The 24,361-nt window shown below is 59.7% G+C and carries 18 protein-coding genes; 12 read left to right on the forward strand and 6 right to left on the reverse strand.

Annotated features, from left to right (window positions below; all coding sequences use genetic code 11):
* Positions 1-29: 29 nt before the first annotated feature.
* The 5 genes from ACWKWM_RS07005 to ACWKWM_RS07025 all read left to right on the forward strand — a co-directional run bounded on the left by ACWKWM_RS07005 (position 30) and on the right by ACWKWM_RS07025 (position 7,289).
* On the forward strand, positions 30-929 hold the full coding sequence (locus ACWKWM_RS07005; RefSeq protein ID WP_483845439.1) for a hydroxymethylglutaryl-CoA lyase: 900 nt from the start codon (positions 30-32) through the stop codon (positions 927-929).
* Positions 930-1,632: 703 nt separating this feature from the next.
* Positions 1,633-2,796 carry an isovaleryl-CoA dehydrogenase gene (locus ACWKWM_RS07010; RefSeq protein ID WP_483845440.1) on the forward strand — a complete coding sequence of 388 codons (1,164 nt, stop codon included), beginning with the start codon at positions 1,633-1,635 and terminating at the stop codon, positions 2,794-2,796.
* Between the two features lie 91 nt (positions 2,797-2,887).
* A complete protein-coding gene (locus ACWKWM_RS07015; protein WP_483845441.1) occupies positions 2,888-4,495 on the forward strand; it encodes a carboxyl transferase domain-containing protein in 1,608 nt (535 codons plus the stop codon).
* A gap of 14 nt (positions 4,496-4,509) precedes the next feature.
* Positions 4,510-5,328 carry a gamma-carboxygeranoyl-CoA hydratase gene (locus tag ACWKWM_RS07020; protein WP_483845442.1) on the forward strand — a complete coding sequence of 273 codons (819 nt, stop codon included), beginning with the start codon at positions 4,510-4,512 and terminating at the stop codon, positions 5,326-5,328.
* Positions 5,325-7,289, forward strand: coding sequence for an acetyl/propionyl/methylcrotonyl-CoA carboxylase subunit alpha (locus tag ACWKWM_RS07025; protein ID WP_483845443.1), 1,965 nt, complete (start codon positions 5,325-5,327; stop codon positions 7,287-7,289). The genes ACWKWM_RS07020 and ACWKWM_RS07025 overlap by 4 nt, the downstream gene beginning before the upstream one ends.
* 55 nt (positions 7,290-7,344) lie before the next feature.
* Here ACWKWM_RS07025 and ACWKWM_RS07030 read toward each other — a convergent pair whose 3' ends face one another.
* Positions 7,345-10,830, reverse strand: coding sequence for an indolepyruvate ferredoxin oxidoreductase family protein (locus ACWKWM_RS07030; protein ID WP_483845444.1), 3,486 nt, complete (start codon positions 10,828-10,830; stop codon positions 7,345-7,347).
* A gap of 209 nt (positions 10,831-11,039) precedes the next feature.
* On the opposite strand from ACWKWM_RS07030, the gene ACWKWM_RS07035 reads away from it, so the two are divergent.
* From ACWKWM_RS07035 to ACWKWM_RS07045, 3 genes are all read left to right on the forward strand, one after another.
* Positions 11,040-11,507 (forward strand): Lrp/AsnC family transcriptional regulator, encoded by a 468-nt coding sequence (locus ACWKWM_RS07035; protein ID WP_483845445.1) that lies wholly within the window; start codon positions 11,040-11,042, stop codon positions 11,505-11,507.
* 663 nt (positions 11,508-12,170) lie between these two features.
* Positions 12,171-12,719, forward strand: coding sequence for a sigma factor-like helix-turn-helix DNA-binding protein (locus ACWKWM_RS07040; protein WP_483845446.1), 549 nt, complete (start codon positions 12,171-12,173; stop codon positions 12,717-12,719).
* A 170-nt stretch (positions 12,720-12,889) separates the two neighbouring features.
* Entirely contained in the window at positions 12,890-14,032 is a 1,143-nt protein-coding gene (locus tag ACWKWM_RS07045; protein WP_483845447.1) for a M14 family metallopeptidase, read from the forward strand.
* A gap of 150 nt (positions 14,033-14,182) precedes the next feature.
* Here the strand turns inward: ACWKWM_RS07045 and ACWKWM_RS07050 are convergent, their stop codons facing one another.
* Entirely contained in the window at positions 14,183-14,722 is a 540-nt protein-coding gene (locus ACWKWM_RS07050; protein ID WP_483845448.1) for a cytochrome b, read from the reverse strand.
* A complete protein-coding gene (locus ACWKWM_RS07055) occupies positions 14,719-15,810 on the reverse strand; it encodes a catalase family peroxidase (RefSeq protein ID WP_483845449.1) in 1,092 nt (363 codons plus the stop codon). The genes ACWKWM_RS07050 and ACWKWM_RS07055 overlap by 4 nt, the downstream gene beginning before the upstream one ends.
* 175 nt (positions 15,811-15,985) lie before the next feature.
* Here ACWKWM_RS07055 and ACWKWM_RS07060 point away from each other — a divergent pair, with 175 nt between their 5' ends.
* The gene (locus ACWKWM_RS07060) at positions 15,986-16,498 is read left to right on the forward strand and encodes a sigma-70 family RNA polymerase sigma factor (RefSeq protein ID WP_483845450.1); all 513 of its coding nucleotides are present in this window, start codon (positions 15,986-15,988) and stop codon (positions 16,496-16,498) included.
* On the forward strand, positions 16,495-17,253 hold the full coding sequence (locus ACWKWM_RS07065) for an anti-sigma factor family protein (protein WP_483845451.1): 759 nt from the start codon (positions 16,495-16,497) through the stop codon (positions 17,251-17,253). Before ACWKWM_RS07060 ends, ACWKWM_RS07065 begins: the two co-directional genes overlap by 4 nt.
* A gap of 65 nt (positions 17,254-17,318) precedes the next feature.
* Here ACWKWM_RS07065 and ACWKWM_RS07070 read toward each other — a convergent pair whose 3' ends face one another.
* The 3 genes from ACWKWM_RS07070 to ACWKWM_RS07080 form a co-directional block, all read right to left on the reverse strand.
* Positions 17,319-18,893, reverse strand: coding sequence for a lactate dehydrogenase (locus ACWKWM_RS07070; RefSeq protein WP_483845452.1), 1,575 nt, complete (start codon positions 18,891-18,893; stop codon positions 17,319-17,321).
* A gap of 72 nt (positions 18,894-18,965) precedes the next feature.
* Positions 18,966-20,909, reverse strand: a complete 1,944-nt coding sequence (locus ACWKWM_RS07075) for a propionyl-CoA synthetase (protein ID WP_483845453.1) — start codon at positions 20,907-20,909, stop codon at positions 18,966-18,968.
* A gap of 183 nt (positions 20,910-21,092) precedes the next feature.
* Positions 21,093-22,307 (reverse strand): MFS transporter, encoded by a 1,215-nt coding sequence (locus ACWKWM_RS07080; RefSeq protein WP_483845454.1) that lies wholly within the window; start codon positions 22,305-22,307, stop codon positions 21,093-21,095.
* A 105-nt stretch (positions 22,308-22,412) separates the two neighbouring features.
* Between ACWKWM_RS07080 and ACWKWM_RS07085 the strand changes: the two genes are divergently transcribed.
* The gene (locus ACWKWM_RS07085; RefSeq protein WP_483845455.1) at positions 22,413-22,961 is read left to right on the forward strand and encodes a TetR/AcrR family transcriptional regulator; all 549 of its coding nucleotides are present in this window, start codon (positions 22,413-22,415) and stop codon (positions 22,959-22,961) included.
* 97 nt (positions 22,962-23,058) lie between these two features.
* Positions 23,059-24,360, forward strand: coding sequence for a leucine-rich repeat-containing protein kinase family protein (locus ACWKWM_RS07090; protein WP_483845456.1), 1,302 nt, complete (start codon positions 23,059-23,061; stop codon positions 24,358-24,360).
* Position 24,361 lies beyond the last annotated feature (1 nt).

The raw sequence follows: 24,361 nt of genomic DNA on the forward strand, positions 1-24,361 counted from the left end.
AATAATCATGTTCTGGAGTTATAAAAGCCATGTCTCTGCCCACCCATGTTCGGTTGGTTGAAGTCGGGCCACGAGACGGTCTGCAGAATGAGTCCCTGCCCATCAGCGTTGCCGACAAGGTGATGCTGGTGGATGCGCTGAGCGATGCCGGCCTGAGCTATATCGAAGTGGGCAGTTTCGTCTCACCCAAATGGGTGCCTCAGATGGCCGGCTCCGCCGAGGTGTTTGCACAGATCCAGCGCAAACCCGGCGTGACCTACGCAGCCCTTGCGCCCAATGTGAGGGGCTTTGAGGACGCCCTCGCCGCAGGCGTGAAAGAGGTCGCCGTGTTCGCGGCGGCGTCGGAAGCCTTCTCACAGCGCAACATCAATTGTTCGATCAGCGAAAGTCTGGCGCGGTTTGTGCCGCTGATGGACGCCGCCCGTTCCCACGGCGTTCAGGTGCGCGGGTACGTATCATGCGTGCTCGGCTGCCCCTATGAAGGCCACGTCCCAGCCGGACAAGTGGCAGCGGTGGCCAATGAGCTGGCCGCGATGGGCTGCTATGAAATCTCGCTCGGCGACACCATTGGTACAGGCACGCCAGGCGCGACGCGGGCAATGTTTGAGGTGGTCGGCAGGCAAGTGCCGCGCAGCCAGTTGGCCGGGCATTTTCACGATACCTACGGCCAGGCGCTTGCCAACATCTACGCAAGTTTGCTGGAAGGGATTCAGGTATTCGACAGCTCTGTGGCGGGGCTTGGCGGCTGCCCGTACGCCAAGGGCGCGACCGGTAACGTCGCAACCGAGGATGTTTTGTACATGCTCAACGGCTTGGGAGTCGACACCGGAATCGACCTGGACAAGTTGATTTTGGCGGGCCAGGGAATATGTGCGGCCCTAAAGCGTAGCAATGGTTCGCGGGTGGCGAAGGCACGTCTGTCGGCTTGAGGGTGCGACAACTTGTCACAGAGTGTTACCCTCACTGGCATTGAAAGTCGCTAAAACGGGTAACACGGAAACAAATGATGGCCTTCATGGGCTGATTTGCCTCCCGCTTGATTACTCAAGTGCCTGTTTTTAAAGGATTTGACAAAATTGGCACGGCATCTGCTATGTCACAGGTACAACAAAAACAACAAACTGCAGTAACCCAATAAAAACAATACGTATCGGCTCTGACATAACAAGAACAACACGGACAGAGACGCAGCTAACAGATTTTTTTGGAGTGGATCGCTTTACGAGGCTTTGGCCTCACAACCGGGCAGAGAACAATAAAACTACCTTCAGGTAGCTCCCGAACGGTTGGACAGTTGCTCCCATCGAGCAGCAGTAAAAGCAGCATCAGCGCTCAAAAAAATACGTTTGCTCTTAACCCCGGTTGGGGGTTGCTCAAAAAAGCAAAAGAGGCCGGTTGCCAAAAACAACAATAGACCGCCTAAAAATAAAAAAGAGCATGCAACAGAAACTTGAAGGGGAGCCTCGGCTCCCCTTCGTGCTGTCTGATCAAGCCATTCGCCCAATCCCCTCCTCCCCGTGCTCTCGTCGTCCCCGTTGACAGCTCCTCGCCCCAAGGTTTACGTTAACGTAAAGGTGATACCCGATATTGCTGCCCGACAGCACTCCAAAAACAACAGGGAATTCCAGCGCCATGAACTACCCAAGCCTCAATTTCGCCCTCGGCGAGACCATCGACATGCTGCGCGATCAGGTTCAGCACTTCGTGGCAGCCGAAATAGCCCCGCGCGCCGCGCAAATTGACCGAGACAATCTGTTCCCCGTTGACATGTGGCGCAAGTTCGGTGAGATGGGATTGTTGGGCATCACGGTCAGCGAAGAATACGGCGGCGCCGGGCTGGGTTATCTGGCCCACGTGGTGGCGATGGAAGAAATCAGTCGCGGTTCGGCTTCGGTGGCGCTGTCCTACGGCGCGCATTCGAACCTGTGCGTCAACCAAATCAATCGCAACGGCAATCCAGAGCAAAAGGCGCGCTACCTGCCCAAGCTGATTTCTGGCGAACACATCGGGGCGCTGGCCATGAGCGAACCCAACGCCGGCTCCGACGTGGTGTCGATGAAGCTGCGGGCCGACAAGCGCGGCGACCGCTACGTGCTTAACGGCAGCAAAACCTGGATTACCAACGGCCCTGACGCCAACACTTACGTGATCTACGCCAAGACCGATCTGGAGAAAGGCGCCCACGGCATCAGTGCCTTCATTGTCGAACGCGACTGGAAAGGTTTCTCCCGTGGCAGCAAGTTCGACAAGCTCGGCATGCGCGGCTCCAACACCTGCGAACTGTTTTTTGACGACGTTGAGGTCCCGGAAGAAAACCTGCTCGGCGCTTTGAACGGCGGCGTAAAGGTGCTGATGAGCGGCCTGGATTACGAGCGCGTCGTGCTCTCCGGCGGCCCGACCGGGATCATGCAGGCCTGCATGGACGTGGTGCTGCCGTACATTCACGACCGCAAACAGTTCGGTCAAAGCATCGGCGAATTCCAGCTGATCCAGGGCAAGGTCGCCGACATGTACACCCAGCTCAATGCGAGTCGCGCGTACCTGTACGCCGTGGCCCAAGCCTGCGAGCGTGGCGAAACCACGCGCAAGGACGCCGCCGGCGTGATCCTCTATTCCGCCGAACGCGCCACGCAAATGGCTCTGGACACGATCCAGATCCTCGGTGGCAATGGCTACATCAATGAATTCCCCGCAGGCCGCCTGTTGCGCGACGCCAAACTCTACGAAATCGGCGCCGGGACCAGCGAGATACGCCGTATGTTGATCGGGCGTGAACTGTTCAATGAAACGAAATAGGCGCGGGGCGAGTTGCAAGCTTCAAGCGTAAAGCTGCAAGCAAGAGCCTCGGGACCTGTGAGCACAGCCCCCCTATTTCGGAGTAGTTTCCATGGCAATTCTGACGACCCAGATCAACCCGCGCTCTGCTGAGTTCGCGACCAATACCGAAGCCATGCGCACCCAGGTCAATGCCCTGCGCCAGTTGCTCAATCAGGTTCAACAAGGCGGCGGCGCCAAAGCCCAGGAGCGCCATGCATCGCGAGGCAAGTTGCTGCCCCGGGAGCGCATCAATCGGCTGTTGGATATCGGCTCACCGTTTCTTGAGCTAAGCCCGCTGGCGGCCCATGAGGTGTATGGCGAAGAGGTGCCTGCGGCTGGCCTGATCGCCGGCATCGGACGGGTCGAAGGCGTGGAATGCATGATCATCGCCAACGACGCCACGGTCAAAGGCGGTTCGTACTACCCGCTCACCGTGAAAAAACACCTGCGCGCCCAGACCATCGCCCAGCAAAACCGTCTGCCGTGCATTTACCTGGTGGATTCGGGGGGCGCCAACCTGCCTCGGCAGGACGAAGTGTTTCCGGACCGCGAGCACTTCGGACGGATCTTCTTCAATCAAGCGAACATGAGCGCCCAGGGTATCGCGCAGATCGCCGTGGTGATGGGTTCCTGCACGGCAGGCGGCGCGTATGTACCAGCAATGGCGGACGAAGCGATCATGGTGCGCAATCAGGCCACAATCTTTCTCGCTGGCCCGCCACTGGTGAAAGCAGCCACGGGCGAAGTGGTCAGCGCCGAAGACCTGGGTGGTGCCGATGTGCACTGCAAGATCTCCGGCGTTGCCGATTACTACGCCGACAGCGATGAACACGCGCTGGCTCTGGCTCGACGCTGCATTGCCAACCTCAACTGGCGCAAACACGGCCAGTTGCAAGTACGCGCCCCGATAGCGCCGGTGTATGCCGGTGACGAGTTATACGGGGTCATTTCCGCCGACCCCAAGCAGCCCTACGATGTACGAGAAGTCATCGCACGGCTGGTGGACGGCTCGGTGTTCGATGAATTCAAAGCCCTGTTCGGCACCACGCTGGTGTGTGGTTTTGCCCATCTGCACGGCTACCCGATCGCGATTCTCGCCAACAACGGCATCCTGTTCGCCGAAGCTGCGCAGAAAGGCGCGCATTTCATCGAACTGGCCTGTCAGCGCGGCATCCCGCTGCTGTTCCTGCAAAACATCACCGGCTTCATGGTCGGGCAGAAATACGAAGCCGGCGGCATCGCCAAGCACGGCGCCAAGCTGGTCACTGCCGTGGCCTGCGCGAAGGTGCCCAAATTCACAGTGATCATCGGCGGCAGTTTCGGTGCGGGCAACTACGGCATGTGCGGCCGGGCCTACGACCCGCGTTTTTTGTGGATGTGGCCCAACGCGCGCATCGGCGTCATGGGCGGTGAGCAAGCGGCTGGCGTGCTGGTGCAGGTCAAGCGCGAACAGGCCGAACGCAGCGGGCAAGGCTTCAGCGCCGAGCAAGAGTCGGCGATCAAACAGCCGATCCTCGATCAGTACGAAACTCAAGGCCATCCGTACTACTCCAGCGCCAGGCTGTGGGATGACGGCGTCATTGACCCGGCGCAGACCCGCGACCTACTGGGCCTGGCGATTTCTGCCTCGCTCAACGCGCCCATCGAGCCCACGCAGTTCGGCATTTTCCGAATGTAATCCAGGGACAGACCATGACCGACTTTGAAACCGTCCAGATAGAGCACGACCCGCGAGGCTTCGCCACCCTCTGGCTGAACCGTGCGGATAAGAACAACGCCTTCAACGCGCTGATGATCCGCGAGCTGATCATCGCGCTGGATCAATTGCAGGCCGATACAACCCTGCGCTTTTTGGTGCTGCGCGGGCGCGGCAAGCATTTCAGCGCCGGCGCCGATCTGGCCTGGATGCAGGAATCGGCCAATCTGGATTACAACACCAACCTGCGTGACGCTCAGGAATTGGCCGAGCTGATGTACAACCTCGCGCGCCTGAAAATCCCGACGCTGGCCGTTGCTCAGGGCGCCTCCTACGGCGGTGCGCTGGGCCTGATCAGTTGCTGTGACATGGCGATTGGCGCCGAGGATGCGCAGTTCTGTCTGTCTGAAGTGCGAATCGGCCTGGCGCCTGCGGTGATCAGCCCGTTCGTGGTGCAGGCCATCGGCGAGCGCGCCGCACGCCGCTATGCGCTGACCGCCGAGCGTTTCGACGGCCTGCGCGCCCGGGACATTGGCCTGCTGGCTGAGTGTTACCCGCTGGACGAGCTTAAATCCCAGGTGCAGCGCTGGGTCGACAACCTGCTCCTCAACAGCCCCAAAGCCATGCGCGCCAGTAAGGATTTGCTACGGGAAATGGGTAACGGCGAACTGACTCCGGCGCGACGGCGATTCAGTGAGAACGCCATCGCGAGGATTCGCGTCAGCCCTGAAGGCCAGGAAGGCTTGCGCGCTTTTCTGCAAAAACGTCCGCCCGCCTGGCAACAGCACAATAAAAATGGGGAGTCGGCCGAATGAGCATCATCAAACCCGTCACGCTGACCACCGTGCTGGTCGCCAATCGCGGTGAAATCGCCTGCCGCGTAATGCGCACCGCCAAAGCCATGGGCTTGACCACCGTCGCCGTGCACAGCGCCACTGATCGCCATGCGCGGCATACCCGTGAAGCCGATATCTGCGTCGATCTGGGGGGCAGCAAAGCCGCCGACAGCTATTTGCTGATCGATAAGTTGATCGCTGCCGCCCAGACCAGTGGCGCCCAGGCGATTCATCCAGGTTATGGTTTTCTCTCGGAAAACGCCGGTTTCGCCCGAGCCATCGAGCAGGCCGGTCTGATTTTTCTAGGCCCGCCCGCCTCGGCCATCGACGCCATGGGCAGCAAATCCGCCGCCAAATCCCTGATGGAACTGGCCGGTGTGCCATTGGTGCCGGGCTATCACGGCGAAGCTCAGGACGCCCAGACCTTCCGCACCGCTGCCGCGAAAATCGGTTACCCGGTCCTGCTCAAAGCCACGGCCGGTGGCGGCGGAAAGGGCATGAAGGTGGTGGAACGTGATGAGGATCTGGCCGAAGCATTGGCCTCGGCACAGCGTGAAGCGCAATCATCGTTCGGTGATTCGCGGATGCTCGTCGAAAAGTACGTGCTCAAGCCGCGCCACGTGGAAATCCAGGTGTTCGCCGATCAACACGGCAATTGTCTGTACCTCAATGAGCGCGATTGCTCGATTCAGCGTCGGCATCAGAAAGTCGTCGAAGAAGCCCCTGCCCCCGGTCTGAGCCCCGAGCTGCGCCGCGCCATGGGCGAATCTGCAATGCGTGCTGCCAAGGCCATCGGCTATGTCGGCGCCGGCACGGTGGAGTTCTTGCTGGATGCCCGTGGCGAGTTCTTCTTCATGGAAATGAACACCCGCCTGCAAGTGGAGCACCCGGTCACTGAGGCCATCACCGGCCTTGATCTGGTGGCGTGGCAGATTCGCGTGGCCCAAGGCGAAACGCTGCCCATCACTCAGGATCAGGTGCCGCTGATCGGGCACGCCATCGAAGTGCGGCTGTATGCGGAAGACCCAGGCAATGACTTTCTGCCCGCCACCGGCACGCTGGAGGTCTACCGCGAGTCGGCGCCTGGGCCGGGCCGAAGAGTCGATAGCGGCGTGGCCGAGGGCGATATGGTGTCGCCGTTTTACGATCCGATGCTCGGGAAATTGATTGCCTGGGGCGAGAACCGCGAGCAGGCGCGCTTGCGTTTGTTGGCGATGCTCGATGAGTTCGCCATCGGTGGGCTGCGCTGCAATCTGGCTTTTTTGCGTCGGATCATTGGCCATCCGGCGTTCGCTGCTGCTGAACTGGACACCGATTTCATTCCTCGGTATCAGGCCGATTTGCTGCCACCCGCTCAGGAACTGCCAGTTGATTTCTGGCATGCCGCCGCCCAGGCGTTTCGGCAAAGTACTCCGCCGCGAGTGCGCGAGGATGATGTCCATTCGCCGTGGTCGACTCTGGACGGTCAGCGGTTCGGCTTGCCCAACGAGGTTGATCTGCACCTGATTTGTGGGACTGAGCAGCAGAAGGTTCAGCTGCGTAGCCTGGACGCTGCCCACATCGAGCTCAGCGGCGAGCAATTGACCATTGAGCACAACGGCGTACGTCGCCAGCATCGGGCGGTTCGGCGGGATGACACGCTTTATCTGCAGTGGCAAGGCGAGCTATACGCGATCAAGCGTGTCGATCCCATTGCAGCGGTTGAGGCCAGCCACGCGCAACACGGCGGCCTCACTGCGCCCATGAACGGCAGCATCGTTCGGGTGCTGGTAGAAGTGGGACAAGCTGTCGAGACCGGTACGCAATTGGTGGTGCTCGAAGCCATGAAGATGGAACACAGCGTGCGCGCGGCGTATGCGGGCGTGGTGACGGCCTTGTATTGCGCCGAGGGGGAAATGGTCAGCGAGGGGACGGTGTTGGTGGAGTTGCAGGGCGAATAGATTGATCGTTCCCACGCTCTGCGTGGGAACGATACAATTCAACGGCGCTGCATCCTTACGCAGCCACCTCATACAACGCTGGCAACACCACTTCCCCGTTCACCAGACTCTGACGCATCCGCGCTGCCTGCAAGCCAGCGGCTTTCATCGCGTTTTCCTTCACATGGCCGTAACCGCGAATCTTCTCCGGCAAACGCGCCAGACTCAGCGCCGTGTGGCGATTGCTCGTCTTCAGGTGCGCGAGGATCAGCTCGATGTCAGCCACATAACTGTCGATCAGCGCCCGCTCCTGATGCCGCTCAAGGCTGCGACCGAATGGATCAATCGCAGTCCCGCGCAGGAACTTGAATCTGGCGAGCACATCGAACGCTTTCAACATCCACGGCCCGAAGCTGCGTTTACGCGGGGTGCCGTTGTGCGGATCGCGCTTGGCCAGCCACGACGGCGCCAAATGGAATTCCAGCCGGTAGTCGCCCTCGAACTGCGCCTGAAGCTGACGGGTGAACTCGCCGTTGCTGTACAGCCGTGCGACTTCGTACTCGTCCTTGTACGCCAACAGCTTGAAGTAACTGAACGCCACCGCTTCGGTCAACGCCGGCTGCTGACCGGGAAACAGCTGATTTTCAACGTCACGCACCCGATACACCAACTGCAAATATCGTTCGGCGTAGGCCTTGTTCTGGTACTCGGTCAGCTGCTTGACGTTGTTCTCCAGCCGTTGATCCAGATCCAGCGCCTGGAAATCTTCCACCACAACACTGTCAGGATTGGCGGCAGCCTGCACCGCTGGCAAGTCGTGCGCCGCTCGACGGCCCCACAAAAAAGCCTGCTGATTGAGATTGACCTGCACACCATTCAGCTCGATGGCCTTCTCGATGGCAGCCGACGTCAACGGGATCAGCCCCGACTGGAAGGCAAATCCGAGCATGAACAGGTTACTGGCGATGCTGTCGCCCATCAGCTTGGTCGCCAGATCGGTTGCCTGAACAAAGTGGGTCTTCTCGGCGCCTACCGCGTCACGGATGGTCTGCATCATCGCTTCGGCTGGAAATTCGGCATCCGGGTTACGGGTGAATTCCGCTGTCGGGATTTGCTGGCTGTTGATCACGGCGTAGGACTTGGCACTGTTGAGTTTGGCGATTGCGTCAGGGCCGGACGCCACCAGCAAGTCACAGCCCAGCAGCAGATTGGCTTCGCCGGCAGCAATGCGCACCGCAAACAAATCGCTCTGGCGCGCGGCGATTCGGATATGGCTGACCACCGGGCCGAACTTCTGCGCGAGACCCGCCTGATCCAGCACGCTGCAACCCTTGCCTTCCAGGTTGGCCGCGTAACCCAGCATCGCGCCGACCGTGGTTACACCCGTACCACCGACCCCTGACAGCAGGATATTGAAGGGTTTATCCAGCGCTGGCAGGGTCGGGTCCGGCAGCGCCGCGAAAGCTGACGCCTGTTTGGGCAATTGTGGCTTACGCAGCTTACCGCCGTGTACGGTCACAAAGCTTGGGCAGAAGCCTTCAACGCAGCTGAAATCCTTGTTGCAGGCGCTTTGGTCGATTTCGCGCTTGCGGCCTTGGGCGGTTTCTTTAGGCAGCACCGACAGGCAGCCTGATTTCACGCCGCAGTCGCCGCAACCCTCGCACACCGCCGGGTTGATCACCGCGCGTTTGTCCAGATCGAGCATCGTCCCGCGTTTGCGGCGGCGGCGCTTTTCCGTGGCGCAGGTCTGGTCATAGATGATCACCGACACGCCTTTGAACTCCCGCAACTCGCGCTGCACGGTGTCCAGGTCGCGTCGGTGATGGAACGTGGTGATCGGCGCAAACGCCTCGCGGCTCGGGTATTTGTCCGGCTCGTCAGACACCAGCGCAATGCGCATCACGCCTTCGTTGAACACCTGACGGCTCAGTTGATCGACGCGCAGAATGCCGTCAATGGGTTGGCCACCGGTCATGGCCACTGCGTCGTTGTAAAGAATCTTGTAAGTGATATTGACCTTGGCCGCGACCGCCGCCCGCACTGCCAAGTGGCCAGAGTGGAAATAAGTGCCGTCACCCAGGTTCTGGAACACGTGGGGCGTTTCAGTGAATGGCGCCTGGCCGATCCAGGTCACGCCCTCGCCGCCCATCTGGGTGAAGGTTTCGGTTTCCCGGTCCATCCAGATAGTCATGTAGTGACAGCCGATGCCTGCCAGCGCACGGCTGCCTTCGGGCACGCGCGTCGAGGTGTTGTGCGGGCAACCGGAACAGAAATGCGGGATGCGCTGGGTGTTGAACAGCGGCGCAGCGAGGGCCTTTTCCTTGTCCTGCAAAAACTGCAGACGGGCTTCGATTTTCGGGCTGCTGTAGATCGGTGCGAGGCGTTTGGCGATGACCCGGGCGATCATCGCCGGGGTGAGTTCGGCCAGATTGGGCAGCAAAGAGCGCCCTTCTTCGTCGAATTCGCCGACCACACGAGGACGCTGATCGACAGGCCAGTTGTAGAGCTGGCCCGTGAGCTGGTCCTCGATCACGCTGCGTTTTTCTTCGACGACCAGAATTTCATCCAGGCCCTCAGCAAAACCGTGCACCGACACCGGTTCAAGCGGCCAGCTCATGCCGACTTTGAGCACGCGAATACCCACTTGCGCGCACAAGTCTTCATCAATGCCGAGCTCTTCGAGGGCCTGACGCACGTCCAGATAGGATTTGCCGGTGGTGATGATGCCCAGTCGCGGCTGGGGCGAATCGATCATCACTTTGTTGAGATTATTGGCCCGGGCAAACGCACGGGCGGCGTAGATTTTGTAGGTATTGAGCCGCGCTTCCTGGGCCAGGGGCGGGTCAGGCCAGCGGATGTGCAAGCCGTCCTTGGGCAATTCGAAATCGTCGGGAACGCGGATTTCGATTCGCAGCGGATCGACCTCAACCACCGCCGATGAGTCGACGTTTTCGGCGATGGTTTTCATTGCCACCCAACACCCGCTATAGCGCGAAAGCTCCCAGCCGATGATGCCGTAATCGAGGATTTCCTGGACGTTGCTGGGATTGAGCACCGGGATCATCGAGGCGATAAATGCGTGCTCGCTTTGATGAGCGATGGTGGAGGATTTGCAACCGTGGTCATCACCGGCCAGCACCAGCACGCCGCCATTTTCCGAAACGCCAGCCGAGTTGCCGTGCTTGAACACATCGCCGCAGCGGTCTACCCCAGGGCCCTTGCCGTACCAAAGGGCGAAGACACCGTCGTATTTGCCATGGGGGAAAAGATTGACCTGCTGACTGCCCCACACCGCCGTTGCTGCCAGCTCTTCGTTGACGCCGGGCTGAAAGTGAATGGCGTTTTCCTGAAGATATTCCTTGGCCTCCCACAGGCTCTTGTCGAGATTGCCCAACGGCGAACCGCGATAACCGGAGATGAAGCCGGCGGTGTTCAGCCCGCGGGCCTCGTCACGTTGTTTTTGCAGCATCGGCAGGCGTGTCAGCGCCTGAGTGCCGGTCAGATAAAGGTTCCCGGTTGCGAGGCGGTACTTATCGTCCAGACGGATATCGGCCAAAGACATTCATGCACTCCTTGTTTTTATACGGTGCGTTTTGAATGAAAGGAGCAGCGCGAACCGAGGGTCTGCCTGCTCAGGCGACGGGACGGTCAGCCCGGCGCTTATGGATCAAATAGTGCCCGTGGCGATGAGGCTTTTTCTTTCTAAATCGGCGTAAATCTGTTGAGATCCTGCATGCCTGTTTCATTTAAATAATAAAAAAGGGTCAATTCATGCAGGTTAAATTAAGTGCCATTGATCGCAAGATTCTGCGCCTGCTTCAGCACGATGCGGACCTCTCGGCGGCGGAGATCGCCGAGCGCGTGGAGCTGTCGCAATCGCCATGCTGGCGGCGCATCAATCGATTGCAGGAAGAAGGTGTCATCGAGCGCAAAGTCGCCCTGCTCAACCCCGCCAAACTTGGGCTGACCACCACTGTATTTGTCGACGTGAAGCTGTCGGGGCACGGCAGGCGCTATCTAACAGAATTCGAAGAAGCCGTGATCGGTTATCCCGAGGTGCTGGAGTGTTACACCATGGCCGGCGACATGGATTTCCTGCTCAAGGTGGTGGTGCAGGATATCGCCAGCTATGAGCGATTCTTGCGCGATCACCTGCTGCAAAGTCCCCATGTGCAGGAGGCCCATTCCAATATCGCGATGAGTGAAGTGAAACGCACGACAGAGCTGCCGATTGATTGAGAGCATCGCTTCTTGTAGGAGATTCCCCGTCGTCGATACGCCGCGCTGTCGCGAAGCAAACGCTGATCCTGTTGGAGCGAGTGGGCGGCATTGCGACTTGCCCGCGAAGAAGCTGGAACAGTTGATTCACTTCCATCATTTTCGACACAGCTTCGCGGGCAAGCCTCGCTCCAACGAAAACCAGCGCACGTCAAAAACGGCAGGCGTCGAGAATGCGTTTTCGCGAGCAAGCAAAAAAGATTTGACTCTCAAATGATAATGATTACTATTGCACCAAGCCGATCGCAAGATCGGCTGATAACCCAGAAGCCTTAGGTCGGCTTCCGGATTATCTCCTCATCAGGCTAATCACGGTTTTTGACCCGGCTCTTTAGGCCGGGTCTTTTTTTTGGGCGTGGCCTTTGCGGCCATCTAGGTTCGGGGTGCTGCTTTTCTTCAGGCTAATGAAGAGGGGTCTGTTTCGATGGCGCGGATCATAGCAAAAGAATCTTTGGCACTGAAGGCGGATGAGGTCAAAAACGACACATTCTGCAATATGCGTCACTATGATGAACGCAGCACTTGAGAATGAGTCTCATAAAGCCTACTCTGCCCATGCGTCACGGACGATGCCCCCACTCCTCATCAAGGGATGAACATGGACGCGCAGCGAGTGAAATCATTATGACGGGCCAATTCTCCTCACTGTTCAGCTTGCCATCGCGGCAACCCGATACACCGCTCAGTCAAGAATCCGACGAGCTCCGCCGCCGTATTCAAAAGCTGCCCCGCCGCACCCAACAGATTTTCCTGCTTAGCCGTCTTGATCGACTCTCCTACGCCGATATCGCTGTGTTACTGGAGATCAGTGTGGCGTCGGTCGAGCGCGCCATGGTGCGTGTGCTCGAACAGTGCAGTGATCAAACCGGCAACGCCATCAGCACCGATCCGGCCACCACGCAAGCCCATCGCTGGTACGTGCACCTGCAAAGCCCTCACGCCACCGCAAGCCAGCGAATCGAATTTCGCCACTGGCTGGATGCGGCCCCTTCCCATCTCGCCGCCTTCAAAGCCACCGAACGGCAATGGTGCGGGCTCCAGACCCCTGCTGCTGTCCTGGGTGCCAGCGGTTGGCATCGCCGCAAGCGTCGGGTGTATATCGGATGGTTATTGCTGACAGCGTTTTTGTGCAGTTTACTGGTCACAGCCGAGGCCATCTCTTCGGCGCTTTAAAGGCGCGGGTAAATCATCCGGCTGCATGGCCGTTTGACGGAACAATACGTCGCAGCCCGTCCGTTCGATCCGTGTAAAGTAAGTGTCATAACAGCCCAGAGACCCCGTGCACTTCAACGCCATGCGGGTCTGGCGGCATGAGTTGGCACTAACGTACTCAGGATTTCTCCGTGACCCAGACCTTGCTTTCCATCAGCGCAGACTTCGACAGCGGCAACATCTCCGTGATCGACGCCAGCGATCCGCAACGCATCCAGCTCGCTATCCGCCCCGATACCAAAAGCCCGCATTTTCAGTGGTTCCACTTCAAGGTGGACGGCATGCAGATTGGCCAGCCTCACGGTTTCAGTCTGACCAACGCCAGTGAGTCCAGCTACAACCGCGCCTGGAGCGGCTACAACGCTGCGGCGTCCTACGACCAGAAAACCTGGTTCCGCGTGCCGAGCACCTTTGACGGCAAAGCCCTGAATTTCAACCTGTCGCCCACCCAAGCTCAGATCTGGTTCGCTTACTTCGAACCTTACAGCCGCGAACGCCACGAATGGCTGGTCGGCCAAGCCCTGAACGTGCCGGGCGTTGAACTGCTCGCCACCGGCAAAAGCGTCGAGGCCCGGGACATCCCACTGCTGCGCAAAGGCGATGGCGCCGAGGGCAAACGTAAAATCTGGATCATCGCCCAACAACACCCCGGCGAGCACATGGCTGAGTGGTTCATGGAAGGCGTGATCGAGCGTCTGCAGGGCCACGACAACGAGTTGGCCGAACTGCTTGAACAGGCTGACTTGTACCTTGTGCCGCACATGAACCCGGATGGTTCATTCCACGGTCATTTGCGCACCAACGCGCAGGGCAAGGACCTCAACCGTGCCTGGCAGGACTCGACCCCGGAACTGAGCCCGGAAGTGTTCTTCGTCAAGCAGCAGATGGAAAAATACGGCGTGGACATGTTCCTCGACGTACACGGCGACGAGGAAATCCCGTACGTATTCACCGCTGCCTGCGAGGGCAATCCGGGCTACACGCCCAAGCAGAAAGAATTGGAAGCTGATTTCCGCGCGCGGTTGAGTGCAATCACACAGGACTTTCAAACCCGCTACGGCTACCCACGTTCGGCACCCGGCAAAGCCAACATGAACCTGGCCTGCAACAGCGTCGGTGAACGTTACCAATGCCTGGCCCTGACGCTGGAGATGCCCTTCAAAGACAACGACGATGCGCCAAACCCGCTGACGGGCTGGTCCGGCGAGCGCTCCAAGCAGTTGGCCAAAGACGTGCTGACGACGTTGGCGCAGATGGTTTCTGTGTTGCGTTGATTCGCGTCAACAACAGGGTCAACGGTAGGAGCTGCCGAGCCCCAGCGAGGCTGCGATTACGGTCTGTCAGACTAAGAAATGTCGACTGACACACCGATTCGCAGCCTTCGTGCCTCGGCAGCTCCTACAGGTACAGATCCGGTCGATAGCTTAATCCCGCCCCCGCAACATGCTCCCCAACACCTCATCCCGACGAATCCAGCCGTGAAACAGCGCTGCCGCCAGATGCGTGAGGATGGTCAGGAAGAACAGGTACGCCAGATACCGGTGCGCCCCGCGCAGCCAGGCGAAGGTTTCGGCGTTGGCGGCGACGATAGATGGCAGACGCACGCTCTGCCCCAACATCACAGGGTCCCCCGCTGCCGAAATCATCGCCCAGCCAATCAATGGCATCGCCAGCATCAGCGCGTACAACACGTAGTGCGACAGTTTCGCCGCCAGCGCTTGCCAAGCCGGCAGATCAGCTGGCAACGGCGGGTTTTTGGTCGAGAACCGCACGATCAACCGCACAATCACCAACACCAGAATCGCGATGCCCAGCGGCTTGTGAAGGTTGAGCAGCCATTCGTGACGCTCGGAAATCGAGGCAACCATGCCCGCCCCGATGAACAGCATGGCGATCACCATCAAGGCCATCAACCAGTGCAGCAGACGCGCCAGCGGTGCGAAGTGAGACGTTGGAGCACTCATGGTTGCTTCTCCTGTGCAGGTGCGGCTTTGAGCTGATTCACTTCACGGGTCCGACGTTCGTAAGAGGCTGCATACGCCGCAGAGCGCGCCGCCAGCAACGGATCGTCCGAACCTTCAATGCCACTTGGCAGCACCAGCGGGTCGTAATTGATGTCTCGGCAATCGCCATTCAATTGAGGCTGGCTTTTGTCGAGAACCAAGGTCCCGGCGTTCACGGTTTTACGATCAGCGGGCCAGGCTTTGCTCGCATCGTTGGTTGGATCACCGGCGTTGGCCAGCGTCAGCACCAGACTGAATTTCTGAGAGCCCGAAGCCAGTTTTTCGGCCAGGTCCTTCTCTAGAAAGTCCTTGTCCTGCGGCGTAGGCGCCACCAGCGAATCCTGATTCTGCGGCACCACGCTCCAGCGCACCGCCTGGCGCTTGCCATCGGAGGCGACCAGCACGAAGGCGTTGACGGAATTGTAGGTCTCGGTGACGTAGCTGGCCGAGGGTTTGGCCGTCTTTATCCAGGCCAGAAACGGAGCGGTTTCAGGGTGCGCCGCAAAGAATGCTGGCGGCTTGGCAGGGTCCGGCTTGCCGGTTTTCGGGTCGGCGGCGGTTGCATTCTGCAGATCGATGAAAGCTGCCGGAGTGCCTACCGGAAACAGCGGCATACTGTTCACCCCGGTTCGCCATTGCTGGCCGTTGGGCTGGGTGAATTGCAGCGCCAGGCTGCGGATCGGCGCCGCATTGTCAGGAGAATTGGGATTACCGGTGGGCAACGCAAATCGCCCGATCACCGGGGTGCGTCCGGTGCCGAACACTTGCGCACTGGACAACGCCGCTGCCGAGCCATTGCTTTCGAAATACCCGGCGACACAGGTGCCCTTCGGGTGGTTGCGGCGGTAACCGGGAAACAAACCGTTGTTGTGTTCGAAGGTATCGACCACTCGCGCAGGCGTCAGGCGCTGGGGGTCAAGCGTGCCGTTGACGTAGGCAAAAGCGCCAGCGATCACGACGACGACGGCGCCGATTCCGGCCAGGCGAAGCAATAGCTGCGCCGTACTGAGGGGCGGTTTCGAGTGCTGCGGTGGTTCGCGCTCAATCATTGGTAAGACTCCGGGCCTTTGGCCTCTAATCACGGTATTGAAGGTGGACGTTCCTGCGGTGCATCTATTCCACGGCTTGATATTTATTTTTATAAGCGTGGAATAACCTTCGGTGGCATGCGTCTTTCTGGTCACACGATTTGAATCATCCCGCTGGATGACCTGGAAACCCGACATGAACGAGCTGGACGAACAACTCAGAGAAGTGCTGCCGCGCATGCGCCGGTTTGCCGTATCGTTGACGCGCGATCCGAGCAGCGCCGACGATCTGGTGCAATCGAGCCTCGAAAAAGCGCTGTCATCGTGGGGCAGCAAACGCCCCGAAGGTGATTTGCGTGCCTGGTTGTTCTCCATTCTTTATAGACAGTTTCTCGATGCGCATCGGCGTTCTCGTCGCTACAGTCGCATGCTAGAGCTGTTTACCGGCGGCAAGGACGACCCTTTCGAGCCATCGGTGGAACGTACCGTGGTCGCGCAATCCACGCTACAGGCATTCGAACGGCTTAACACCGAACAACGGGCTTTATTACTATGGGTCTCGGTCGAGGGGTTGAGCTATAACGAATGCGCCCAAATTCTTGATGTCCCGGTGGGCACTGTCATGTCCCGCCTGTCTCGCGCGCGTCAGGCCTTGCGCCTGCTCAGCGATGGCGAAATCACCACCCCTGCCCTGCGGATATTGAAATGATCACTCTGCCCCCCAGCGAACGCGACCTGCACGCCTACGTCGACGGCCAGCTCAACGAAGCCGACCAGACGACCATGGAAACTTATCTGGCGGCTCACCCCGAAGTGTCCAGCCAGGTGCTGGCCTGGCAGCGCGACGCGCAAAGCCTGCGCGCCGCCCTCAGTGGCGAGCTGCACCGTACCGCCAATCCTGAGCTTGATCCGGCGTTCATTCGTCAGCGCCTGCGGCGCAACCGCACTCGGCACTATGCGACCGCAGCGGTGTTGCTGATTGCCGTGAGCGTGGGCGGCTTGAGTGGCTGGCAAGCGCGGGAAATGACGTTGGTCACGAGCATCCTGCCCATGGCCGATGCCGTGCAGGCGTACCGGATGTTTGCGGTTAAGGACGACGTGGCCAGCGACTGGAGTCCGACCAAGGTCAGTGATGCCCAGGGCTGGCTGGACAGCAACTTCGCCCAGGCAAACCGTTTACCTGATCTGGCAGCCGCAGGTTTCAAGCCGGTCAGTGGCCGGTTGACCCCGACCGAGCAAGGCGCAGGCGCCATGGTGGTGTACCGGGACGCCCAAGGCCGGACCTTGAGTTTCTACATTCGTCCGCCCGGCGAGCATAACCACCTGTTGCCAAGGGGCAGTCGTCGTGACGGCGAATTGCAGGCCGATTATTGGTCCGGCAGCGGCTACAACTACGCCATGGTCGGCCCGGCCGATGACCCGGCAGCGCAGGCCGCGCGCCAGGCGTTGAATCATCCGATCTGAGCCCTTTAGACCGCCGCTGAAAACCGTCGCGGTCTACCGACCTGAGTGGCCTTGATTGTCAGTCTTCAACGATGCGCTGGCGCCAGCACTTCATCATGAAGAGAAGCCAGCGCGCTCATCAAAGTTGAGCGCCCGGTCTCGACCCTCGACTTTCTGTCCGCTTGCAGTGCCGATTCCAACAGGTGGGTGTAGCTGATTTGTTCCGAGGTCTTTTCCGGCGTGAGCGTGTCTTCGATCAAATGCCCCAACTCGTATTTGCTTACACGGGTCGATTGGCTGGACAGCCTGGTCACGGAAGCCTCAATCAGCTTGCCCTTGTCATAGGTCATGTTCATCGAGCTGCTGGTGCTGTCTTCGATCTGGTAATAGGCATAATTCTGCGATTGCGCATCCATGGTCATCTTGAGGGACGAACCGGGGTACAGCGCCTGGTGATAACTGGCCGTCAACTGCGATTGTTGATTCTGCTTCAGGGTGCGATTGAGCGGGTTAGCGCCATTGCTTTCGCTGGACTGCGAGAGGTTGTAACTGAACGCATCGAGCTCATTGGGGCGCATCGGGTTGCTCGCCTCCACACTTTGAGTGACTGAAGCGGTGAAGTCGGCCAGCCCACTGAGCATTGCATGATCAGCATCCGTCAGATTGATCGTGTTGACCGTCTGCGGCGCTGTCGGCTTGCTGCTTGCCTCTGGATAGTGGCTGTTGAGGGCCTTGAAGGTGTCCGTAAACAGGGTCATCAACTGCGCATCGCCATGGCCACGCTGGCGGGCTGAGTCAAATTGCTTGAGGTAGCTTTGCAGCGCTTTGGCTTGCTGAACATCATTGCCGATGATGGCTGCGTTTTTCAGGTCTACCGCCATGTTCACCTGACCCAACGGGCCGCTCATGTTGACAGAACGGGTGTTGCTGTCCGCATGAAAGCTCAGGGTTTGCACACTGTCTTCGCTCAGTTTGAGCGAGCCCTGGAGGGCTATGGAGGAAAACACCTTGGGGTCGTACTGGGTCAGTTTGCTCAGATCAAGGCTCGGCGGCTCCCCCGTAAATCCATCGATAGCCGACTGGAAACCATCGGCCAGATCCGCCAGTCCCGCAAGCTCGTCATCGGTCAGCTCGCCGCCGGTCACGTCAGCCGACACTGCCAGCCCATTGGCCTGGCTGGTGAGGCTCAAAGCGACGGTCGCGCCGCTGGCCGTCTTGATGGTCAGCGTGATGCTGTTGTCGGCGTTGCTGTGCAGCTTGGATTGAGCTGCCGACAACGCGGCAGCCTCCGGTGTGGCGCTGGTTTTAATCAGCGACTGGGAGAAACCTTTGCCGTTGCCGGCCAACTGCTCCAGCAAGGCTGCGCCGAGGCCGCGAAACCTGCCCAATGTCGAAGAAGTATTGAAATTGGTCGCCATCGCCTTCGACACATCGTCGGTGGCATCGGACTCCCAGGTCTGGGTTGTCCCGCCCAGCGGTAGCAGACCTCGGGAGGTATAAACCGGCACCTGAACGCTGGTGTCTTCGCCCAGTATCACCACTGATGCAGGTGACGCCGCCGATTCTACGACAGCGCTATCGTTTACCGCAGGCGGCAGAGCGGCCGCAGGTTTGAGCGCCAATATCTGGCCTTGGTTGACTGCGCTTATGCTTGTCATCACCGGTGACGTCCCTGTTGAGTTCCATGTGTGTCCTCTCACTGTATCGACGCTGATACAAGGAACTTGAATCCTTCACCCGATCGGTGCCGGGTCAGACGTACCGCCCGGTGCAGACCGACTCAGCACTTCGGTGATCTCCAACAGAATCGTCGGATCATCGATGGTGGGCGGCATGGTGTAGGCCTCCCCGTCGGCAATCTTGCGCAACACCGCGCGCAAGGTCTTGCCGGAGCGAGTCTTGGGCAGCCGTTTGACCAGCACCACTTTGTTGAAACACGCCAGCGCACCGATATGCTCGCGAACATGGGCGATCAGTTCCCGCTGTACTTGATCGGGCGTGTGAGAAACCCCGTCCTTGAGCACCACCAACGCCAGCGGCACATGGCCTTTGACCTGATCGGAGGTGGCGATCACTGCGCTTTCGGCCACCGCAGGGTGTTGCCCCACCAGGTCCTCCATTTCGCCGGTCGACAGGCGATGCCCTGAGACGTTGATCACGTCGTCGGTGCGCCCCATGATGTAAACCAAGCCGTCTGCATCGACGTAACCGCCGTCGCCGGTGTGGTAATAGCCCTTGAACGCCTGAAGATAGGCCTGCAGGAAGCGCGGGTGATCGTTCCACAAGGTCTGGCTGCAACCGGGCGGCAAGGGCAAGGCGATGACAATAGACCCTTCTTCCCCGGCGGCCAGCAGTTGGCCCTTCTCGTTCACCACCTTCACGTTGTATCCCGGTACCGGGCGATTGCTGGAACCCCCGCTGGCGCGATGGCCCTCAAGTCCAAGGCAGGGGGCGGTGACCGGCCACCCCGTTTCGGTTTGCCACCAGTGATCGAGTACCGGTTTGCCGGTGAGCTGTTCGAGCCAATGGTGAGTGCTGGAATCGAGCTTTTCGCCGGCCAGGAAGCATTGCCGAAGGGAGCTCAGGTCATAGCTTTTGAGCAGTTGGCCGTTAGGGTCCTCCTTACGGATCGCGCGGATGGCTGTCGGCGCACAGAACAACGCGTTCACCCCGTATTCCTCGATGATGCGACCATACGCCCCGGCATCCGGGGTACGAATCGGTTTGCCTTCGTAGAACACCGTTGTGCAGCCGGCAATCAGCGGCGCATAGACGATCAGCGTGTGCCCGACCACCCAGCCCACATCGGAAATCCCCCACCAGACATCGCCCGGCTGCATCCCGTAGACCGTGCGCAGGGTGTAGAGCATGGCGACCGCGTGCCCGCCGTTTTCGCGCACGATGCCTTTGGGTTTTCCGGTGGTGCCGGAGGTGTAGAGGATGTACAGCGGATCGAGGCTGGACACGGGGACCGGATCGACCGGGACGGCACCTTTGAGTGCTGTGGCCCAACCCACATCTCGCGCCTGGATCAGCTCGGCTGGCAATTGCGGGCGCTGCCACAGCAGCACATGGTCTGGTGCGTGTCTGGCCAGTTCCAGCGCTTTGTCCACCAAGGGTTTGTAAGCGATCACCCGGTCGAATTCCAGGCCGCAGGACGCGGTCAGCAACAACTTTGGTTTGACGTCGTCGATGCGCAGCGCCAGTTCATGGGCGGCGAACCCGCCGAACACCACCGAATGCACCGCCCCCAAACGTGCGCAAGCCAGCATGGCCATGGCCGCTTGAGGAATCATCGGCATATAGAGAATGACGCCGTCGCCCTTCTCGACCCCCAGACTGCGCAGCAATCCCGCAAGCCGCGCCACCTCGTCGCGCAGTTGGTGGTAGGTGTACGACGCTTTGGTGTCAGTGACGGGCGAGTCGTAGATCAACGCAATTTGCCCGCCACGTCCGCACTCGATCTGATGATCCAGCGCCAGGTAACAGGTGTTCAACTGGCCGTCGGCGAACCAGCGGTGGGTGCCATCGCCCATGGCCTCCAGCGTTTGCTCAGGCTGGCGATACCAGGCGATATGCTGCGCCTGAGCGGCCCAATAAGCGGCGGGATCAGCCAACGCTTCGGCATGCTGTTGTACGTAATCGCGGCGCGAGGCCTGGCCTTTTATCTCGGTCATCCGTGGAACCCTGTGATTGTTTTTATGGGGTTGGGAACACAGATGAAATTAGCAGATGTACGCAAGATGGCGCGTGCGACTTTGGTCGGGGCGACTGGTTTTCACGGCACTGTAGGAGCGAACTTGTTCGCGAGACGCCTCGACTGACACACGGCGTAAATCGCCTCGCCAACAAGTTGGCTCCTACAGGGAATCGAGTGCCTGGGGTTTGCTCGCACGCTGCACCAGCAATGAAACGAGCGCAATCAAGGCAAACAGCACCACGAGCGATCCATAGACATTGGTCGTGGCGATCAGACCCACGCGGCTGATGGAAAGGCCGGCAATCAGCGCTGGCACGCAGAACGCCAGATAGCTCAGCACGTAAAAGGCTGACATCAACCCCGCGCGCTCATGGGCATGGGCCAGCGGCAACAGCAATCGCAGAGCACCAAGAAAGCTTGAACCGAAGCCAATCCCCGCCACCACCGTGCCGACGAAAAACAGCCCCAACTGCCCTAGATTGACCGCCGCGAGGATGACCAGAACGCCCATCGCCAGAAAACTGCAGCCCACCCACAACGCAAGCCCTGGCGCGCGAGTGCGCAGATTGAGGATCGCCACCGCGCCACTGATGGTCAACGCCGCCACCGCGAAGCCACCGTTGAGCACCGATGTCGAGCCCGTGGCCGCCGTCAGCAACGACGGTGTCAAGGACAGGAAAAACCCGCCGAGCGCCCAGGCGGCAATGTCCGCCGGCATCACCAGCCACAAGGTTGCGCGTGCCTGTTTCGGGACGTGCAAGGAGGGACGCAGCGAGCGCCAGGCCCCCGCCTGCGGGGTGACAGTCTCCGGAGTGCGCCACACATACAGGGCCTGGCCGATAAACGCAGTCAACAACACCGCGTAAGCAAGCAACAACGGCAAGGGCGCGAATTCAACCAACGCACTGGTGCCCAACGCGCCGGCGGCCATGCCGAACATCGGCGCAATGCTGTTCACCAACGGGCCTTGGGTCTGATCAGTGTCGAGCAACGCGGCGCCCAGCGCTCCGGTCGCCATGCCGGTGGCAAACCCCTGCAAAATGCGCGCGGCCAACAGCCAGCTGACGTCGTGAGCACCGATGAACAGCAGCATGGACAGGATCTCAATCACCAGCGCCGCAAAGATCACGGGCCGTCGCCCAAGGTGATCTGACAAGGACCCCACCACTAACAACGCCACCAGCAGACTTAACGCATAAACAGCGAAGATCAGCGTCAGCAGCGCCGACGAAAATCCCCAGCTTTGCTGGTACAGGTGGTAAAGCGGCGTGGGTGTGCTGGAGGCTGCGAAGAAGCACAGCAGCACAAACGCGAGGAAACCGAGATGACCTCGATCCCGACCATCGATTTTCGGGTTCTGCAAAGATTGAGACACAGGTACACTCTCCAAAAAACCATCGCACAAACGCAAATTTTTAGCTTTACCGAGTGTGCGAGCTGAATCCGCTTAAAGCAAATACTTTGTGTTAAGGTCCGCCCCATGGCTATCAAAGAAGGCATCCGCACCGGCGGTCGCAGCGCCCGCGTGCAAACATCGATTTACGCCGCCGTCCGTGACCTGCTTCTCGAACAGGAGCGTTCGGCGCTCAGCGTCCCCGTGATTGCGGCCCGCGCAGGTGTCACGCCTTCGACAATCTATCGCCGATGGGGCGACCTCACGGCGTTACTGGCCGATGCCGCAGTCGAGCGGCTGCGCCCGGACGAACCGGTGGATTGCGGCAACTTGCGCGATGATCTGCGGCACTGGACCGAAATCTATCTGGACGAAATGAGCTCAGAGCCCGGTCGCGAAATGATGCGCGACGTAGTAGCCAGCAGCGCGACGCTGTGCTCCGGCAAATGCCTGAACATGGTCCGCGATCAGTTCCAGATCATGATCGATCGCGCCCAGGAGCGCGGTGAACGCTCACCCTCCGCCGATGAGCTGGTGGACGCCGTCGTCGCCCCGATGATCTACCGCATTCTCTACGCCGAGACGCCTCCTACGCTTGAGCGCATGCACCAGCTGCTGGATCGTTGCCTGGGCTGAGCGCCGGATGCTCGGCCTGATCGGTAGAGGTGACTGCCTTCCTGCCGTGCAAGTCGTTATGATGGCCGGCCAAATCAGCTATCTGTGAACCTTTCCTATGCACACTCTCGCAGACCTGCGCGCCGGCAAACTGGCTGGTATCAAGCGCCTGAACCTGGCCTGCGGCCTGACCGAGTTTCCCCAGGAAATCTTCAGCCTGAGCGACTCACTGGAAATGCTCGATCTGAGCGGCAACGCGCTGACCGACCTGCCCCACGATCTGTATCGCCTCACGCACCTGAAAATTCTGTTCTGCTCCAATAATCCGTTTACCCACTTGCCCGAAGCCATTGGCCAATGTCTGCAATTGCAGGTGGTCGGTTTCAAGGCGTGTCGCATTCGTGAAGTGTCCGCGCGCGCGCTGCCAGCCCAACTGCGTTCGCTGATCCTGACCGACAACTGCATCGAGTCCTTGCCTGAAGAGCTGGGTGACTATGGCGCGCTGCAAAAACTGATGATGGCCGGCAACCAGTTGCGTCACCTGCCCGCAAGCCTGGCAAAGTGTCAGCGTCTGGAGCTGCTGCGAATTTCGGCCAACAACATCGGCCGCTTGCCCGACTGGCTGCTGGACATGCCCGCGCTGGCGTGGCTGGCCTGCGCCGGGAATCCCTTGTCCAGCGTTGCAACCGACACGCCGATTCCTCCTATTGCCTGGCAGGATCTGCAACTGGAGCAGGTGCTGGGCCAAGGCGCTTCCGGGGTTATTCAGCAGGCGGTGTGGCTAAGTGATGACCGCGCGCCGCAACAGGTGGCAGTCAAGCTGTACAAGGGCGCCGTGACCAGCGACGGATCGCCGCTCAACGAAATGGCGGCGTGTATCGCAGCCGGTAACCACGCCAACCTGATCACGGTGGAAGGGCAGATTCACGGCCATCCCGCCGAGGTCGATGGGCTGGTAATGGAGCTCATTTCGCCTGAATTCATTAATCTGGCAGGCCCGCCTAGCCTGCAAACCTGCACGCGGGACATCTATAACGACACCCGCTTTACCCCCGCAGTGGCTGTGCGGATAGCCAAGGGGGTTGCGGCTGCGACTGCCCATCTGCATGCCCACGGCCTGACCCACGGCGACCTCTATGGCCATAACGTGCTGTGGAATGAGCATGGCGATTGCCTGCTGGGAGATTTTGGCGCGGCTTCGTTCTATCCCGATGAGCAGACGGGCGTGAAGCTTGAGCGTCTTGAGGTTCGGGCTTACGGGATCCTGCTCGGGGAATTGCTTGAGCGGTGTGACGGGATGGACGTGGAAACGGCCGCTCGATTGACCGAGCTTCAGCAGCAGTGCATTCAACCAACGGCCGCGCTGCGACCGTCTTTTGCCGAGATTGAACAGCGACTGTCGGCGCTCGCAAAACTGTAGG

Source organism: Pseudomonas rosaeacicularis (assembly GCF_057128745.1).

What these genes read in the sequence shown, in the direction of transcription:
- ACWKWM_RS07005 (WP_483845439.1), top strand. Translation starts at nt 30, where the DNA reads ATGTCTCTGCCCACCCATGTTCGGTTGGTTGAAGTCGGGCCACGAGAC.
- ACWKWM_RS07010 (WP_483845440.1), top strand. Translation starts at nt 1,633, where the DNA reads ATGAACTACCCAAGCCTCAATTTCGCCCTCGGCGAGACCATCGACATG.
- ACWKWM_RS07015 (WP_483845441.1), top strand. Translation starts at nt 2,888, where the DNA reads ATGGCAATTCTGACGACCCAGATCAACCCGCGCTCTGCTGAGTTCGCG.
- ACWKWM_RS07020 (WP_483845442.1), top strand. Translation starts at nt 4,510, where the DNA reads ATGACCGACTTTGAAACCGTCCAGATAGAGCACGACCCGCGAGGCTTC.
- ACWKWM_RS07025 (WP_483845443.1), top strand. Translation starts at nt 5,325, where the DNA reads ATGAGCATCATCAAACCCGTCACGCTGACCACCGTGCTGGTCGCCAAT.
- ACWKWM_RS07030 (WP_483845444.1), bottom strand. Translation starts at nt 10,830, where the DNA reads ATGTCTTTGGCCGATATCCGTCTGGACGATAAGTACCGCCTCGCAACC.
- ACWKWM_RS07035 (WP_483845445.1), top strand. Translation starts at nt 11,040, where the DNA reads ATGCAGGTTAAATTAAGTGCCATTGATCGCAAGATTCTGCGCCTGCTT.
- ACWKWM_RS07040 (WP_483845446.1), top strand. Translation starts at nt 12,171, where the DNA reads ATGACGGGCCAATTCTCCTCACTGTTCAGCTTGCCATCGCGGCAACCC.
- ACWKWM_RS07050 (WP_483845448.1), bottom strand. Translation starts at nt 14,722, where the DNA reads ATGAGTGCTCCAACGTCTCACTTCGCACCGCTGGCGCGTCTGCTGCAC.
- ACWKWM_RS07055 (WP_483845449.1), bottom strand. Translation starts at nt 15,810, where the DNA reads ATGATTGAGCGCGAACCACCGCAGCACTCGAAACCGCCCCTCAGTACG.
- ACWKWM_RS07060 (WP_483845450.1), top strand. Translation starts at nt 15,986, where the DNA reads ATGAACGAGCTGGACGAACAACTCAGAGAAGTGCTGCCGCGCATGCGC.
- ACWKWM_RS07065 (WP_483845451.1), top strand. Translation starts at nt 16,495, where the DNA reads ATGATCACTCTGCCCCCCAGCGAACGCGACCTGCACGCCTACGTCGAC.
- ACWKWM_RS07075 (WP_483845453.1), bottom strand. Translation starts at nt 20,909, where the DNA reads ATGACCGAGATAAAAGGCCAGGCCTCGCGCCGCGATTACGTACAACAG.
- ACWKWM_RS07085 (WP_483845455.1), top strand. Translation starts at nt 22,413, where the DNA reads ATGGCTATCAAAGAAGGCATCCGCACCGGCGGTCGCAGCGCCCGCGTG.
- ACWKWM_RS07090 (WP_483845456.1), top strand. Translation starts at nt 23,059, where the DNA reads ATGCACACTCTCGCAGACCTGCGCGCCGGCAAACTGGCTGGTATCAAG.